The organism is Rothia nasimurium, assembly GCF_928382285.1.
In the GTDB taxonomy this organism is placed as follows: domain Bacteria; phylum Actinomycetota; class Actinomycetes; order Actinomycetales; family Micrococcaceae; genus Rothia; species Rothia nasimurium_E.
In genome coordinates, this window is sequence record NZ_CAKMSS010000008.1 from 84654 (window position 1) to 99170 (window position 14517).

At 61.1% G+C, this 14517-nt stretch carries 15 protein-coding genes; 4 read left to right on the plus strand and 11 right to left on the minus strand.

What is annotated here, in order from left to right; translation table 11 throughout:
* The first annotated feature begins 134 nt into the window (after positions 1 to 134).
* Positions 135 to 1238 carry a MauE/DoxX family redox-associated membrane protein gene (locus tag L6758_RS09200; protein WP_237205711.1) on the plus strand — a complete coding sequence of 368 codons (1104 nt, stop codon included), beginning with the start codon at positions 135 to 137 and terminating at the stop codon, positions 1236 to 1238.
* Between the two features lie 88 nt (positions 1239 to 1326).
* Here L6758_RS09200 and L6758_RS09205 read toward each other — a convergent pair whose 3' ends face one another.
* Positions 1327 to 2022, minus strand: a complete 696-nt coding sequence (locus tag L6758_RS09205; protein WP_237205712.1) for a hypothetical protein — start codon at positions 2020 to 2022, stop codon at positions 1327 to 1329.
* Positions 2023 to 2131: 109 nt separating this feature from the next.
* Here L6758_RS09205 and L6758_RS09210 point away from each other — a divergent pair, with 109 nt between their 5' ends.
* Entirely contained in the window at positions 2132 to 3067 is a 936-nt protein-coding gene (locus L6758_RS09210) for a hypothetical protein (protein ID WP_237218646.1), read from the plus strand.
* 17 nt (positions 3068 to 3084) lie between these two features.
* Here L6758_RS09210 and L6758_RS09215 read toward each other — a convergent pair whose 3' ends face one another.
* Positions 3085 to 5016: an NHL domain-containing thioredoxin family protein gene (locus L6758_RS09215; RefSeq protein WP_237205714.1), complete on the minus strand. Its 1932-nt coding sequence runs from the start codon at positions 5014 to 5016 to the stop codon at positions 3085 to 3087.
* 398 nt (positions 5017 to 5414) lie between these two features.
* Here L6758_RS09215 and L6758_RS09220 point away from each other — a divergent pair, with 398 nt between their 5' ends.
* Together L6758_RS09220 and L6758_RS09225 are read left to right on the plus strand one after the other, a co-directional pair.
* Positions 5415 to 6779, plus strand: a complete 1365-nt coding sequence (locus L6758_RS09220) for an amino acid permease (protein ID WP_237205715.1) — start codon at positions 5415 to 5417, stop codon at positions 6777 to 6779.
* A 234-nt stretch (positions 6780 to 7013) separates the two neighbouring features.
* On the plus strand, positions 7014 to 7223 hold the full coding sequence (locus L6758_RS09225; protein ID WP_237205716.1) for a hypothetical protein: 210 nt from the start codon (positions 7014 to 7016) through the stop codon (positions 7221 to 7223).
* 97 nt (positions 7224 to 7320) lie between these two features.
* Here the strand turns inward: L6758_RS09225 and L6758_RS09230 are convergent, their stop codons facing one another.
* The 9 genes from L6758_RS09230 to rpmB all read right to left on the minus strand — a co-directional run bounded on the left by L6758_RS09230 (position 7321) and on the right by rpmB (position 14104).
* Positions 7321 to 9468 carry a cytochrome c oxidase assembly protein gene (locus L6758_RS09230; RefSeq protein WP_237205717.1) on the minus strand — a complete coding sequence of 716 codons (2148 nt, stop codon included), beginning with the start codon at positions 9466 to 9468 and terminating at the stop codon, positions 7321 to 7323.
* 30 nt (positions 9469 to 9498) lie between these two features.
* A complete protein-coding gene (locus L6758_RS09235; RefSeq protein WP_237205718.1) occupies positions 9499 to 10851 on the minus strand; it encodes a Dyp-type peroxidase in 1353 nt (450 codons plus the stop codon).
* A 110-nt stretch (positions 10852 to 10961) separates the two neighbouring features.
* The gene (locus L6758_RS09240; protein ID WP_237205719.1) at positions 10962 to 11618 is read right to left on the minus strand and encodes a copper chaperone PCu(A)C; all 657 of its coding nucleotides are present in this window, start codon (positions 11616 to 11618) and stop codon (positions 10962 to 10964) included.
* 34 nt (positions 11619 to 11652) lie between these two features.
* Complete coding sequence (locus L6758_RS09245; protein ID WP_237205720.1) at positions 11653 to 12264, minus strand: copper resistance CopC family protein; 612 nt, start codon at positions 12262 to 12264, stop codon at positions 11653 to 11655.
* 44 nt (positions 12265 to 12308) lie between these two features.
* Positions 12309 to 12884, minus strand: a complete 576-nt coding sequence (locus L6758_RS09250) for a hypothetical protein (protein WP_237205721.1) — start codon at positions 12882 to 12884, stop codon at positions 12309 to 12311.
* 134 nt (positions 12885 to 13018) lie between these two features.
* Positions 13019 to 13306, minus strand: a complete 288-nt coding sequence (locus L6758_RS09255; RefSeq protein ID WP_083090531.1) for an HU family DNA-binding protein — start codon at positions 13304 to 13306, stop codon at positions 13019 to 13021.
* A gap of 79 nt (positions 13307 to 13385) precedes the next feature.
* A complete protein-coding gene (gene rpsN / locus L6758_RS09260; RefSeq protein ID WP_237187198.1) occupies positions 13386 to 13691 on the minus strand; it encodes a 30S ribosomal protein S14 in 306 nt (101 codons plus the stop codon).
* A 3-nt stretch (positions 13692 to 13694) separates the two neighbouring features.
* Complete coding sequence (gene rpmG / locus L6758_RS09265; protein WP_185173514.1) at positions 13695 to 13865, minus strand: 50S ribosomal protein L33; 171 nt, start codon at positions 13863 to 13865, stop codon at positions 13695 to 13697.
* A 2-nt stretch (positions 13866 to 13867) separates the two neighbouring features.
* On the minus strand, positions 13868 to 14104 hold the full coding sequence (gene rpmB, locus L6758_RS09270) for a 50S ribosomal protein L28 (RefSeq protein WP_083090534.1): 237 nt from the start codon (positions 14102 to 14104) through the stop codon (positions 13868 to 13870).
* Positions 14105 to 14517 lie beyond the last annotated feature (413 nt).

Below are 14517 nucleotides of genomic sequence, written 5' to 3' on the forward strand. Positions count from 1 at the left end.
AAAAATACCGCACTTCAACAGCACCGGGCTGACGCTCTACATACAGCGTGGCGTAGTGCACCCCTGTCATTGCGGGGAAGAAGCGTACCCTTAAGAGCAAAGCATCTTATACTTCACTCGCATGAAAGCAGACTATGACTCCCCTAGTGCTGTGCACGCTCACCGTTATTGTGACACTGGCTGTGAGCGGTTACGCCAAGGCTAAAGAGCCCACCAGCACGGTGACAGCTATCGTCAACCTCAAGTTGGATCAGTGGCTACCTATCAAGCCGTTTGCCCGAATCCTGCCCTGGGCCGAACTAGCTCTGGCAGCCGTCCTTTTCTTTGCCCCCGGTATTCTTCAGGTCCTAGCTGCTATCGCGGCGCTGGTACTTTTTATCGGCTATTGGGCAGTAATTGCTCGGGCTGTGGTGCAGGGTAATACCGCTAGCTGTAACTGTTTCGGGTCAGCGTCTACGGCCCCGGTCTCGGCGTATACTCTGGTGCGCAATACAGCTCTCTTAGTAGCAGCCTGTGGCGCTCTCATCGGTGCGTTGAATACTGGTGGGTCAGCCCTCACTATGCTCCTGGCTCTAGATGCTAATGGTTGGCTCTGGGTGATTGGTGCTGGTATAGCGTCGCTGACCCTCTGGGCTATCTACCGCTCCGAGCTGGTTCCCGTTGCCGAGGAAGAGACGACCGCCCCTGCCCTCGAGTCCCCCGTAGATGAGGAGGGCGAGTACGTCCGCACCCCTGTGCCTTTTGCTGCCCTTTACTACCCCCATGAGAATCGTTCCCTCCCTTCGGGTTCGGGAGAACAAACCAGCCTCCGCGAGCTAGCGCTGCAACAGGCTAGAGTTCTTCTCTTTGTTTCCCCCGGTTGCGGGCACTGCCACGAAGTTATCGACAAAATCGATGAGTGGCAGCAGCAGCTGCCCATGTTGGGTATCCACCCGGTAGTCTCTAACGACTCCGATATCGACCGTTTCAGTTTCACCGGCGATATCCAGGTCTTTGTTGACCCCGGCTTTAAGACTCAGAGCCTCTTTGGCAAGGGCACTCCTGGCGCTGTTGCCCTGGGGGCAGACGGTCTTCTGGCCGGCGGCCCGGTCTTTGGCGGCAAGAAGGTAATGAATTTTGTGGAAGACATCATTGCTGAAATTAATGCCGACTACGACTCTCTCGTAGAGGCAGACATAGAGAGCGCAGATGATGAGTCTGACTCAGAGTACGAGATTATCGCTAACGACCGCCAATAGCTCTAGGGTGTATTTCGAGCAGGTACGCTAAAGCCCGGGCTTCCCTGAGTAAGGGGAAGCCCGGGCTCTGTTATATCAGTGAGCGCTTCTACAGGATATTGAACTGCTGCAGGGTCTCTTCCGGGAGCACGGCAGCAACGGCTAGGGCCAGCAGGAAGAGCAGGGAGATGACGCCCACGGTGGTGGACTTCCAGCCGGGGTGCAGCTCGTTGAAGGTCACCAGGCCGGGGTGCTGCTTGTTCATCTGGGTCACGTTGATAACCTGGTAGACGGTGGTCTGGGGGGCAATTGCGGTGGCGATGGAGCGCAGGGTTTTGGCGTCCCAGATACGCCCGTCAAGGCGGAAAACACGCTTGCCCTTGGCGTTCACGGCCCAGAGGGCAGGCACCCCCTTGTAGCGCAAAGCTGCCATGCCGGTTAGCTCCTTGCCCGCTGCCTGGCGGGGGGTGAGACGCTCAGTGAAGACTGTCTGAGAAATCGAGCTGAGCTCGGCAGCCTGCCATCCGAACAGGCGTCCGCTCAGCACGTGGGTTTCGGTCTTAACCACAATCTGAGGGCGCAGGGTGGAGTAGATAGCAAAGAGGGCACCCAGGGTAATCAGGCCCAGAAGCACCATAAAGACCGGGGTGGGGCGCTTGGCCACCATGAACCAGATGCAGGCTAAAGCCAGCACACCCGCGGGTACACCCGCGATGAGACGGCGGTGGTAGGAGTTGATTCGGGGGTGAAAGATCTTCGTGACGGCCCCGTATTTATCGGGTACCTGGTGAGCGTGTTCTGCCATGGCTCTACTCTATCGGCAGTACCGCCCAAACGGGGCGTAAGCGCGTGTGAGCTACATTTAAAGGGTGCATTTTAGATCTTCAGTAGACCGTGTTTTAGCCTGGTGGTTGTTGGGCGTCCTTGCCGCGCTTTTTATCGCTCTTGTTTCTTTAGCCCTCATTAACCGTCTGGTCTACGGGCCGCAGGGGCAGGTGCGCGCCTACTTCGCTGCGGTGCGGGAGGGCGACGGTTCTAAGGCCCTGGGTATCTTGGGTGCCCAGGTTCCTGATGCCAGCGCCGCTATGCTCGATGGGGATGCCCTGCAGGCCTCCTTTGCCGGTCTCAAAGATCTTTCGACCGAAACTGTCACCGTGACGGACGGCGGGGAGCGGGCCACCGTGACCGTCACCTATACCCTCGATGGGCAGGCTGGTAGCACGGACTTCTATCTGCATAAGGTGGGCTCCCACTGGGGAGTCTTTGACCAGTGGCAGATTGACGCCGGTGAACTGCCGACCGTGGAAATTACCTCGAATTCGGTAGAGGCAGCTACCCTCAATAACACTAAGGTGGCGGTTGAGGGTGGCTCCCGCGAGTTTGCGGTGCTCTACCCCGGCTCTTATACGGTCACCTATGAGTCAGCACTGTATACCGCTGGGTCGCAGACGGTCGATGTGACGGCTCCCAGTAGTGAGCCGTCCACCCTCGCTATAGAACTCACCCCTTCTGAAACTGCGGTAACCTCGGTTCAGCAGCAGATTAAGACCTATCTTGATACCTGTGCCGCGCAGAGTTCCCTCTACCCCACCGGCTGCCCCTTTGAGTACGACTTTTCAGGTCGAGTGGACGGCGATGTGACCTGGCTTATCACAAAGTACCCCCAGCCAGAGGTGACTTTGGCCGGGGGCAAGTGGGCCCTGGGTAAGAGCAGTGGTGAGGCAGAGATTTCCTTTACCGAGCTTGACCTCTATACGGGCAAGACCCAGCAGGTCACCGAGACAGTTCCTTTTACCCTGGCTGGTTCGCTCTCTGCCAGCGGGGAGACTCTCACCTTTACCCCCCGCTGACTAAACGTCACTTTTGCCTAGTTCACCCCGCGCAAATCGAGCACCAGGTGGGCCTCGTCTGCATCGTCACCGGTGACGATGACGGGCAGGCCCCAGTCCTGCTGGTAGAGGTGGCAGGCAGCGTGGTCGGGGATTTCCCCGCCGGGCTCACCGTCGCAGGCAGCGGCACGAGCGGTGATATGCAGGACGGCCTCGGTGATCTCGGGGTTGAGTACCAGGTGGCGGGTCAAGCCCTGGGAGGTTCCAGCACCTTCGAGGATGAAGTTCTCGGGGGTAGATGAAATCTTAAGCTGGGTGGGGTCGCCCCAGCGGGTATCGAGCTTCTGGCCGGTGGGAGCGGTGAAGCGGGCGGTGAAGTCCAGGGTTCCACCGGTCAGCTGGGTGGATTTACGGGTGACCTGGGAGGCCCCTTCGTCCACGTGCTGCATGGCCTCGGGAATAGCGACGCGCACCAGCTGGTGGGCGTTGGCTTCCACGACGATGAGGCGGGCGCCGCCGTCCTCGGTCTCTTCGACCAGCAGGTCGGACGGCTCGGCAAAGCCACGGTCCAGGGTGCCCAGGGTGCCGGTTGCCGGGTCGAACCGGCGGATAGCGCCGTTGTAGGTGTCGGCGATGGCGATGGAGCCGTCGGGCAGTTCGGTGAGGCCCAGGCAGTGCTGCATGCGGGCGTCCTTACGGGTGCCGTCCACGAAGCCGAAGTCGAAGAGGCCGATGCCCACAGCGGAGCTAACGGTAGCTGCGCCGTTCTCAAAGGTGATCTGGCGCAGGGCTGAGGTTTCGGAGTCTGCGACCCAGATGGAGCCGTCGCGGGCTTCGATGATGCCGGAGGACTGGGCGAACCAGGAGTCCGCGGCGGCCCCGTCCTTAAGTCCTTCTGCGCCGGTGCCTGCAAAGACGGCCAGCTGGCCGGTGACCGGGTCAAAGCTGAAAATCTGGTGGGTGCCTGCCATGGCGATGAGGAAGGCGGCAGCTTCACGGGAGTAGACCAGGTCCCAGGGGGAAGAGAGGGCAACGGTGAGGGGGTCGGCTCCCTCAGCAATAAAGTTGGGGTCGGTTCGGGCGGTATCGCCGTCGATCAGGCGCTGGACGCCGGAGCCAGCCAGGGTGGTGACGGTTCCGTCAGCCAGGCGCAGGCCGCGAATACGGTGGTTGACGGAGTCGGCAATGAGGACGTCCGCACCCAGGCTCTCACGAAGCTCGGCAGGAACCAGGGCCAGGCCCTGGGGCTCGTTGAAGCGGACGGTGGCGGCGTCGCCGTCCGCGTAGCCCTTCTCGGGGCCGCCGAAGCTGGCCAGGGGGGTTTCAAGGTCACCCTCGACCTGCACCAGGCGGTGGCGGGCGGTGTCGGTGACCAGGTAGGTGCCGGGGCGTCCTGCCAGGTCTTCGGGTAGGGCCAGGGCCTTGCCGGGGAAAGCGAAGGTGCCCTGGGGCTTGGGGCGGGGCACGTAGGGGCCGTCGCCGCGGTGCAGGGTGCCCTTGGCCTCGTGCTCTTCGACGAGCTCGCGCACCAGGGAGGTCAGGCCCTTAACGTGGCCCTCACCGGAGAGGTGGGCAACGATGTAGCCTTCGGGGTCAACGACAACCAGGGTGGGCCAGGCGCGGGCGGTGTAGGCGTTCCAGGTGTCCAGGTTGGGGTCGTCGAGCACGGGGTGGGTGATGTCGTAGCGGTCGACGGCGGCGGCGAGCGCCACCGGGTCGGCTTCGTGTTCGAACTTGGGTGAGTGCACGCCGACGGTAACGAGGACGTCTGCGAATTCTTCTTCGAGGGGGCGCAGCTCATCGAGCACATGCAGGCAGTTCATGCAGCAGAAGGTCCAGAAGTCGAGGATGACGATTTTTCCGCGCAGGCTTTCGAGGGAAAGCTGCTTGTCGCCGGTGTTGAGCCAGCCTCGGCCGACGAGTTCTGAGGCGCGGACTTTGGTCTGGCGTGCGGCTGCATTCTCTGCCATGGTTCTCCTTCTGTGGTGCGCGGCTCCGGCGCAGAATAAGTTATCGAGTCTTATTGATGTGGAAGGTGGAGCAGACTCACAGCGAAGCTGCTGGCTCGGCGGCTGGCGTGAATCGCTTGTGAGCGAAGCGAACCGGCGAGAGGGTCGGCAGCGAGCGTGAGTCTGCGAAACCTTTTGAATAAACCTCATGCAACAGCCTAGTGGGCTGTCGGGGGCAGGGGCATTTGTTGCGCTGTGTGTAGGTGGCGGCGTCATAGAACTCAACTGTGCGTAACACTTGCGTAACGGTTAGGATTATCTGCAGCTGCCGCCGGGTGCGCGGGCGGGAAGTTTTTGCGGACGCCGGTGGTTAAAGCAGGTGCGCACATGTGGGTGCGCTGTATATCAAGAAGGTATGTGTGACGCTTACACGCGAGATAAAGCAGCCGGTATCTGATACCCGTTTGGCCCGGTCTTTGCAGCCGCGGCATCTGTCGATGATTGCTATGGGCGGGGCGATTGGTGCTGGCCTGTTGGTGGCTTCGTCGACGGCTATTGTGACGGCGGGCCCTGCTGTTATTGTGACCTATCTGCTGGCTGGCACGGTGTTGGTGCTGGTGATGCGGATGCTGGGTGAGATGGCTGCCCGGACTCCTGAGACGGGGTCTTTTTCTGTCTATGCCCGTCGCTATATTGGCCGGTGGGCTGGGTTCTCGGTGGGCTGGTTGTACTGGTGGTTTTGGTCGGTGACGGTGGCGATTGAGGCTACGGCTGCGGCCACTATTGTGAGTGGCTGGTGGCCGGCGGCTCCGCAGTGGCTGGTGGCTCTGGTGTTGGTTCTGGCTTTTATGGGTTTGAATCTGCTGTCGGTGCGCTCTTACGGTGAGGCGGAGTTCTGGTTTTCCTCCATCAAGATTGGGGCGATTGCCGTGATTATTGTGGTGGGTCTGCTGGCTGTGCTGGGGCTGATCCCTAACTCCACGGCGTCCTTTGCTAACTACACGGCGGGGGGCGGCTTCTTTGCTAACGGTGTGGGCGCGATTTTTACCGCCCTGTTAGCGGTGATTTTTTCGATGTTTGGGGCTGAGATTGCCACGGTGGCAGCCGGTGAGTCTAGTAACCCTGCGGTTGCTGTGGCTAAGGCGGTGCGGTCGGTGATTTTCCGGGTGCTTTTCTTCTATGTGGGGTCTATTGCGGTGACTCTGCTGGTGATTCCTTGGACGATGGTGACGGCGGGTTCTTCTCCCTTTGTGACCATGTTTGAGGCCCTGGGTATTCCTTATGCCGGGTTGGCCATGAATATTGTGGTGCTCACGGCCCTGCTGTCGTGCTTGAACGCTAGTCTTTATGCTGCCTCGCGCATGGTCTTTGCCCTGGCAGAACAGGGGGACGCCCCGCGCGCCTTTTCCCGCGTTTCTAGTACCCGGGCGCCCCGCAACGCCATTGTGCTCTCGTCTCTTATCGGGGTGGTGTCGGTGGCCCTCAACTATTTCATGCCCGAGCAGGTCTTCTCCCTGCTGGTGAACTCCACTGGCGGGGTTGGCATCTTTGTCTGGCTGATTGTGGCGGTCTCCCATCTGCGGAGCCGCAGGTTAGCAGGGGCAGGGGGAAGCGGCGTCATCAACTACATCCTCATCGTGGGTCTTTTAGCCCTGCTGGTCTATATGGGTGTCACCGAGGCCCATCGTCTAGAGGTGCTCATATCGGTCACGGTTGCTGTGGTGCTTGCTGCCCTGGGCGCCTTCACCCATCGTCATAGTACGACTGTTTCATCACATCGCTAAGATTTTTAGGGGACACCCCGGGCCAGCGGCACTCTAAGAGCAGCCCAGAAACCGGGGGTACCCGCCCCAGCTTGTCCCCCAAGCGGTCTTTTTTCAAGGGTTCTCCCAGGTAAACGAAAGAAAATGCCTGTCTTAGGGTGGTTAGATTAAAGAGACCTTCGGTTCGGCACCAGAGTTTTCCCGCTCTGCCCCGACCCAATCTAACCCCACCTTTACGATGTTTGGAGGCTTCTGATGACCCAGCACACTGCAGCTCCCTCGTCATCGCCCCTGTTTGAGAAAATCTCTCAGATTTCTGCCCGCCTAGAGCAGGTCAGCCCGCTGAGCGGCCCGATTCCCACCATTCCCTCAACGAGCAGCCAGTCAGCCTCCGGCGGCACCCGCTTTGCCGAACCGGCTGAGTCAAGCGACCAGCCTGTTCAGCCCTGGAGCCAGGCCTCCTAGCGCAAAACCTCATAGGGGAAAAAGACAGACGAAGGCCCGGGCAGGTACCTGCCCGGGCCTTCGTCTACTCAGATACGCCCCTCCCCCTCGCAGGGATCTAGCGGCGGGCGTCCTTTTCTGCCAGCTGCGCAAACATGTCGTTATAGGCGTTGAGCTCGGCGTCCCCATCGCGGTCAGCCTGGCGGTCGATGCGCTTTTGTATCTTCTTATCGTTCATGGACCACTGCACCGCCACCGCAACGGCAATAATCATGGTGGGTATCTCGCCGATCGCCCACATGAGCGAGCCACCCAGCTTCTGGTCATCAATGGCAGGTAGGCCCCAGGGGCGGCCCAGGTTACCGAACCAGGAGGCCTGTAGCAGGGTGTCCATCTGCATAATCGAGATACCCACAAAGGCGTGATAGCCCAGGGTCGCGATAATCATGATAAGGCGCATGGGGTAGGTGGGGCGGTTGGGAATGGGGTCGATGCCGATGAGTACCAGGCTGAAGATATAGCCGGTTATTAAAAAGTGAATCAGCATGAACTCGTGGCCCACGTGGTAGCGCAGCATCACCCCGAAGAGGGGGGTGAAGTAGACAATCACGATCGACCCGGCGAAGTTGACGGCCGCGAAGATGGGGTTGGTAATCACCTTGGACCAGCCCGAGTGCACCAGGCGCAGAATCCATTCGCGGGGCCCGCGGGTGCCGTCCTGGCGGGGTTCGAGGGCGCGCAGTAGCAGGGTGACGGGGGCACCGAGTACCAGGAAGATGGGGCAGACCATGGTCAGGAGCATGTGCTCCACCATGTGCACCGAGAAAAGCACCATGGAGTAGACGGCCAGAGCCCCGCAGGTGATGTAGAGCAGCACGAAGAGGCCCAGGAACCAGGAAAGGGCACGGGCAAGGGGCCAGTGGCCGCCTGCACGCCGCACCTTAATCAGCGCCCAGAGGTAGGCGAAGGCTGCGAAACCGATGAAGGCCACCCAGAACCAGTCAAAACGCCACTGGGTAAACCACTCGGCAACATGCGGTTCTGGCGGCATGTCGTAGAGGGTGATGATGCGGACGGGCTCGGCACCGGCATCCAGGGTTTCGGGTGCGGGCGGCGGGGTGCGAGAGAGGGAAACAGCTAGGCCGCTGGTTGCGCCCATGAGCACCAGCTCGCAGGCGATGGCGTACCAGAGACCGTGGGCAGCGCTGGTAAGCCCGGATTGCATCATGGGTATCAGGCGCAGGCGGTGCACCACGCCGAAGGCACCCAGCACCAGGGTGAGCATGAGCTTGGCCAGTACCAGCGCCCCGTAGGTGGTCGTAAAAAGATCCCCCAGGCTGTTCATTCGCACCAGGGCGTTGACCACGCCTGAGAGCACCACCAGCACGAACCCGAAAAGGGCCAGCACGGAATAGCGGCGCAGCACCGCTACAGCCAGGGGCACACGACGGGCGGACGCCGATGCCGCACCCCGCTGCCCCTCAGCCAGAGTGCCGGTGCCCGCGTCCTCGCCGGTAATGTCGCGGGAGATAAAAGCCAGCACCATGAGCCCACCGCACCAGAGCACCACACCGAGCAGGTGCAGGCCCAGGGAGTTCACCGCGCCCATGTGGTCATCACCGCCCGATGAGTGGCCGCCCAGGGCCATAGCCACGATGCCGACCAGCGACAGGCCCAGGGTCAGCAGCAGACCGGTGAGTGAGCGCACCGCAAAGACCAGGGTGGCCGCGGTGGCAGCCACGATGATGCTGGTGGCCTCCTGCTTACCCGAGTCGATGGTGGTGATGTAGCTGATGAGTTCCGAGGTGTAGTCGGCTCCGCCCGATGGCGACCGGCCCGAGATATCGGCGTAACTGAAAATGAGCACCGCGATGGCGGCGATAGTCCAGGTGATAGCGGCAGCGGACGCCAGTGTCAGGGTGCGAGTGAAGGCCGGGTGTTCGGTGCGGTGCAGGTTCTTCTGCCGCTGAGCCGCATCGGTTGCGTGAGCCATATTGACCTTGACCCGACCCCGCGCCGAATCGAGGAAGCGGGGCACCACCCCTAAGGCAAAGACAAGGGAGCCCATGGTCGCTGCCATCGAGAAGTTTTGTAGGCTCTCAGCTACCGGCAGGCCCCAGCGCACCAGGGCGCCGGCGTCCGCTAGGTCGGTACCGGCGTTTGAGCCGGTCACCAGCAGGCTCAAAACCAGAGCGACAAGGGAGGCTGCGGGGAAGGCCCATATCCAGCTGGGCTTGAGCCCGCGCTCCATCTCGTGTGCTGCCATGTCTATACCTTGATTCCTGTCGATGATCGTTTAGTTGAAGAGGCCCTCGCCCACGAAGCCGCCTTCGCGAGCGCCGGCGGGTAGGGCAAAGACCGCTGAGCCGATGGGTACCGTCCAGGTGTTGAGCATATCGAGCTCGGCCAGGCGCTGCTGGATGGGGAGGAACTGCTTGACGGGGTCTGCCTGGTAGGAGCAGAAAATCAGGCCGGTAGAGCTCACTCCCCCGCTGACCTGCTGGTGTTCTGAGAAGCCCGAGGCGTTCTGCACCGGCAGGTCGTAGTTGTAGCCCCGGCGCAGGATCTGCTCCACCCGGTTTTGGGCGGCGGCCCGGCGGATGTGGGCGTAGGGGGCAATGACGGTAAAGCCAAGGTCGTTCGTTGCGGAGAGGTCTGCGGGGTCGCGTTCTTCGGTGCCGGTCAGGGGGGCTCCGTTGGTGAGGTTGCGGCCCACGGCGTCCTCGCGGGCGGGGCGGTCGGCCTGGTCCCAGGTATCGAGGTTCATGTGGATACGGCGGATGACCAGGGAGGTGCCGCCCTCTTCCCAGGGGGTAAGTTCCTCGTGGTTGCCCCAGACGTAGGACTCCATGGTTCCATCCCCTGTGGAGGGGTTGATGGTTCCATCGACCTGGCCGAAGAGGTTGCGCATGGTCATACCGTCCAGTTCGCTGCCGTAGGCACGGCGGAAGCCCTCTTGCACCCAGCGCACCGAAGCGAAGCTGCGGGTGTTTTTGAGCAGGACGCGTTGGGCGTGGGCCAGGGTGAAACGGTCAGAGCAGCAGATTTGGAGGAGCATATCGCCGTCATTCCACTGCTCTTGGAGCTGGTCAATCTGTTCGAAGGCGGGCAGGGGGCGCAGCCAGGAGGGTTTCTTCTCGGGGGCTACGATATCGAAGATACGCTCGCCAAAACCAAAGGTGATGGTGAGGTTAGCCGGTACGGTTGCGAGTTCCGGTTCTTGGTCGGTGATGGGTGCCCGCCCTGCGGTGAGGCGGGCGGCGTCGTCGGTGAGCACGGTGAGCAGGCGGCGGACGCCGTCGCGATCGAGTTCCGTGTTGAGGGTCAGGGCTATAAAGACGCCGTAGCTAGGGGCGGGGGTGTCGATGCCCGCCTGGCGGGGGCCGTAGAAGGGGACGACGGCTTCTTGCAGGGGCGGGCTGGTAGGCTCTTGCTCCCCCTCTTTATTCATAGCTGTTGCAGCATATTGGCTTGCCAAGGTAGCAGCTACGCCGGTACCCAGGCCCAGGGCGCCAGCAAGAGCTACGCGCCGGTTGGTCCCGCGGGGGTGGGCAGCTTGTTCTTGGTCGCCCGGCTTGTCTTCTAGCTTGGAGCCAGTTTCTGCACCGCTCAGCGCCCGGGTGAGGTCTTCGTCAAATGAGCTAGTCATGGTGTTCCTTGGGTGGCCTGCACCGTCGTCCGCCTCTTACAGGGGGCGGACGGCGGCGCAGGCCGCTTGCTACCTACCGGCAGCTAGGGGTGGGTGAGGTAGCTGGTGCCTTAGTTGCACTGGGGCAGCACAGCGGCGGCTGATTCGCTGGCGCTGGCGTGGTCTGAGTGCATGGAGTGGTCGGTGGATTCGCTCGCTGCTGCATCAGCTGCGGTACTCGCGGCGTCACCGGGGGCGTATTCTTCCTGGGCACCGGCGTAGTCGCGCACGGTAGCTTCAAAGCTGACCTCGCCCGCTGAGGTCTGCAGGGTGATGATGTCGCTGGTACCTGCTGCCAGGGCACAGTTCATACCCATGAGCATGATGTGGTCCCCGCCGGGGGCCAGTTCGAGGGTGGCACCGGGCTCGATGGTGAAGCCACCCTCTACGGCCTTCATGGTGCTGGTTCCGGTTGCCGGGTCGATGATAGTGGTGTGCAGCTCGACCATGCTGGCGGTTGCGTTGCTAGCGCCCTCGATGGTGATGGGGGTGTCCCCGGTGTTGGTGAGGGTGGCAAAGGCTGCGGTCATATCGCCGCTGTTGGCCTTAATCCAGGCTTCCTCGACGGTCAGCGGGGCGCTACCCTCGCTTGCAGAGGCGCTAGCGGTAGCGCCGGTGCTCGCACTTGCAGTGCTGGTTGCTGAGGTGTCGGCGCTGCTGCAGCCGGTCAGGACCAGTAGGGCGATAGCGGGCAGGGTGAGGGCAGGTAAAAATTTCTGTGATGACATGGTGCTTCTTCTTCGAATGCGTGGGGTGGACGGCTTACTTGCGCTTGGTCTTGGCCAGCACGACGACGAGGGCTGAGCCCAGGGCTGCTACTGCCACAAGGGCCAGCACAACCTTAAGGGGCGTTGAAAGCCCCTCTGATGCCTGGCTTACAGGGTCACTAGCTGCCGGGGTACTGGTGCCGGTGTTTTCTGCTGAGGGTTCAGCCGCACCGGTGGTTGCAGCCTGGGTAGTAGCGCTCGTTGCGTTGCTGCCCTGGCCCACGGTGTAGGTGAAGGTTCCCTGGATGGGGTGGCCGTCTGATGAGACAACCCGCCAGGTGACGGTGTAGGTGTCGTCGGCAGCGGCGGTGGCCAGGTCCTGGGTGACCACGGTGCCGTCCACCTCGGGGTCACCATCGGTGACGCTTTCACCGGCAGCGTTGGTCACGCGCACCTGGTTGGCCCCGTCCACGTCCATGATGTCGCCGCTGTAGGTGAGTTCTAGGCTGGCGGGTGCTTCGGTGAGGGTTGCCCCGTCAGTGGGGTTGGTAGAGACCAGTTCGTCGTGGGCGGCAGCCGGGTTCATGCCCAGCAGGCTACCTGCGGCGAGGGCCGCTACGGCCATCAGGGTACGGGTTATGGGTGAGGCTGTACGAGCCTTAAACATAGGGATAGTCCTTGCTTGTCGAAAATGTAGGTGGTGTTTCGGAGTTAGGCAAGGACGGGCGGGCCGCGGGGGGCGCGGCAGGTTCTGGCGAGCAGGCTGACTAGGTGGGTTGCGGTAGCGGCGACCGGCAGGGTGGGTGCTCCCAGGAGCGGACGTACCCGCACAGGTTCTAGACGGGCCCGCACATAGCCCAGCAGGGCACGCAGAGCTAGAAGTAGATGCTCCCCGTAGGCTAGCAGGGCAAAGGTAATAGCTGCCGCCAGGGTATGCCCGACCCACATCGCAGGCCCAGCATGAGCCAGAGATTCTAGATAGGTAGCTCCCATCAGGAGCTCAGACCCGTGATGGTTATGGCCGGTCGATACAGGAGCCATAGGCTGGCCGTGGCTGTAGAGGGCGTGCAGGATCCCCTGACCTGCCAGGACGCCGAGGGCCAGGCTGGTGCGGGGTAGTTTGAGTCTCGTCACGCCGAGGGTCAGCAGGGCTGCTAGTGAAGTTGCAAGGGCCAGGACGAGCGGGTGGGGCAGGCGCCCACCGGCTAGCAGGTGGGAGGTGGCGCCTAGGCCGGTGGCGCTGCTGGCGATGAGCCAGGAGCGGGCTACCTGGTGCCCTCGGCGCATGGTTCCTCCCCTGCATGTGTGCGGCTTGTGTCTTGCCTGCCTATTATCTCACAGCCGGGCTGTTTTGGCTCTGCTGGTATAGCAAAAGGGCCACCCCGTAAGCGGGATGACCCTTTTAAAGTCTGTTCAAGAATTTACTTCTTGGTGGAGACTGCTGCCTTCAGCTTTGAACCTGCGGTCAGCTTAACACCGTGACCTGCGGGAATCTGAATGGTTTCGCCGGTCTGCGGGTTGCGACCGGTACGAGCTGCACGGTCGGTGCGCTCAATTGCCATCCAGCCGGGGATGGTGATCTTCTCGCCCTTAGCAACAGATGCTTCGAAGACCTGGAACAGTGCGTCGAGCACACCGTTCACTGCTGCCTGGCTGGTGCCAGCCTTCTCTGCAACCTCTGCAACGAGTTCGCTACGGTTCTTAGCCATTGAATGCTCCTCCTGAGACTTTCAAAAAGTTAGTGGCTGGGTTAGCCCTGCTCACAAGGCTAACCGTATCAGCTACAGATTACCAGCTTGACTTGGTAACACCGGGCAGCTCGCCACGGTGTGCCATCTCGCGGAAGCGTACGCGGGAGATACCAAACTTCTGGAAGGTACCGCGGGGGCGGCCGTCGATCTGGTCGCGGTTGCGAACGCGAACGGGTGAAGCGTTGCGGGGCAGCTTCTGCAGGCCTACGCGGGCTGCTTCGCGCTCTTCGGGGGTTGCGTTTTCGTCAACCAGGGTCTTCTTCAGTTCCAGGCGCTTTTCAGCGTAGCGTGCAACGATGACCTTGCGCTGCTCGTTGCGAGCAATCTTGGACTTCTTCGCCATTGTTTAGCGCTCCTCTCGGAAGTCAACGTGCTTGCGGACAACGGGATCGTACTTCTTGAGAACCATACGATCGGGGTTGTTGCGGCGGTTCTTACGGGTAACGTAAGTGAAGCCGGTGCCCGCAGTGGACTTAAGTTTGATGATAGGACGTACGTCCTTAGCCTTTGATGCCATGTTTAGATCTTCTCTCCGCGTGCAAGGATGTCAGCAACTACTGCGTCGATACCACGTGCGTCGATAACCTTGATGCCCTTTGCAGAGACGTTCAGGGTTACGTTGCGACGAAGTGAGGGTACGTAGTACTTCTTCTTCTGTACGTTCGGATCGAAACGACGCTTGTTGCGGCGATGCGAGTGCGAAATGCTGTGTCCAAAGCCGGGAACAGCTCCGGTCACCTGGCAGACAGCTGCCATAGTTTTCTCCTCCAAATGTTGACGAAATGACGGTACGCAGTTGGCGTTCGCCAGTTTTCTGGCGATCAGCAATGGGCGTCCCGTCACCTATAGGTAGAGCACCGGGTTATTCTCCAAGGCTAGAGTGTTTGAGACTCCGCATCGGGTGAGAGGCCGATGGGAATCCCCGCCGCGGGAAAAACGGTGAAGCTTAGGTGTACGAGAGGTGTTGCCACCACTACGAACAGCCTTAAAGTCTAGGTAATTACGGGATACCACGCAACCTATGAGGCCAATAAAAAGCTTGCGTCAGCCGGTGCTGGTGCTACCTGCTCCGGTGTGCGCAAGCTGCTTTTCATAGACTCATTGGTGCGTTTGAACCTCTATCAATTCTACCGGGCTTTTAACTTTTCGCAAGTCATCTCAGGCTTTAA

What these genes read in the sequence shown, in the direction of transcription:
- L6758_RS09200 (WP_237205711.1), top strand. Translation starts at nt 135, where the DNA reads ATGACTCCCCTAGTGCTGTGCACGCTCACCGTTATTGTGACACTGGCT.
- L6758_RS09205 (WP_237205712.1), bottom strand. Translation starts at nt 2,022, where the DNA reads ATGGCAGAACACGCTCACCAGGTACCCGATAAATACGGGGCCGTCACG.
- L6758_RS09215 (WP_237205714.1), bottom strand. Translation starts at nt 5,016, where the DNA reads ATGGCAGAGAATGCAGCCGCACGCCAGACCAAAGTCCGCGCCTCAGAA.
- L6758_RS09225 (WP_237205716.1), top strand. Translation starts at nt 7,014, where the DNA reads ATGACCCAGCACACTGCAGCTCCCTCGTCATCGCCCCTGTTTGAGAAA.
- L6758_RS09230 (WP_237205717.1), bottom strand. Translation starts at nt 9,468, where the DNA reads ATGGCAGCACACGAGATGGAGCGCGGGCTCAAGCCCAGCTGGATATGG.
- L6758_RS09235 (WP_237205718.1), bottom strand. Translation starts at nt 10,851, where the DNA reads ATGACTAGCTCATTTGACGAAGACCTCACCCGGGCGCTGAGCGGTGCA.
- L6758_RS09240 (WP_237205719.1), bottom strand. Translation starts at nt 11,618, where the DNA reads ATGTCATCACAGAAATTTTTACCTGCCCTCACCCTGCCCGCTATCGCC.
- L6758_RS09245 (WP_237205720.1), bottom strand. Translation starts at nt 12,264, where the DNA reads ATGTTTAAGGCTCGTACAGCCTCACCCATAACCCGTACCCTGATGGCC.
- L6758_RS09250 (WP_237205721.1), bottom strand. Translation starts at nt 12,884, where the DNA reads ATGCGCCGAGGGCACCAGGTAGCCCGCTCCTGGCTCATCGCCAGCAGC.
- L6758_RS09255 (WP_083090531.1), bottom strand. Translation starts at nt 13,306, where the DNA reads ATGGCTAAGAACCGTAGCGAACTCGTTGCAGAGGTTGCAGAGAAGGCT.
- rpsN (WP_237187198.1), bottom strand. Translation starts at nt 13,691, where the DNA reads ATGGCGAAGAAGTCCAAGATTGCTCGCAACGAGCAGCGCAAGGTCATC.
- rpmG (WP_185173514.1), bottom strand. Translation starts at nt 13,865, where the DNA reads ATGGCATCAAAGGCTAAGGACGTACGTCCTATCATCAAACTTAAGTCC.
- rpmB (WP_083090534.1), bottom strand. Translation starts at nt 14,104, where the DNA reads ATGGCAGCTGTCTGCCAGGTGACCGGAGCTGTTCCCGGCTTTGGACAC.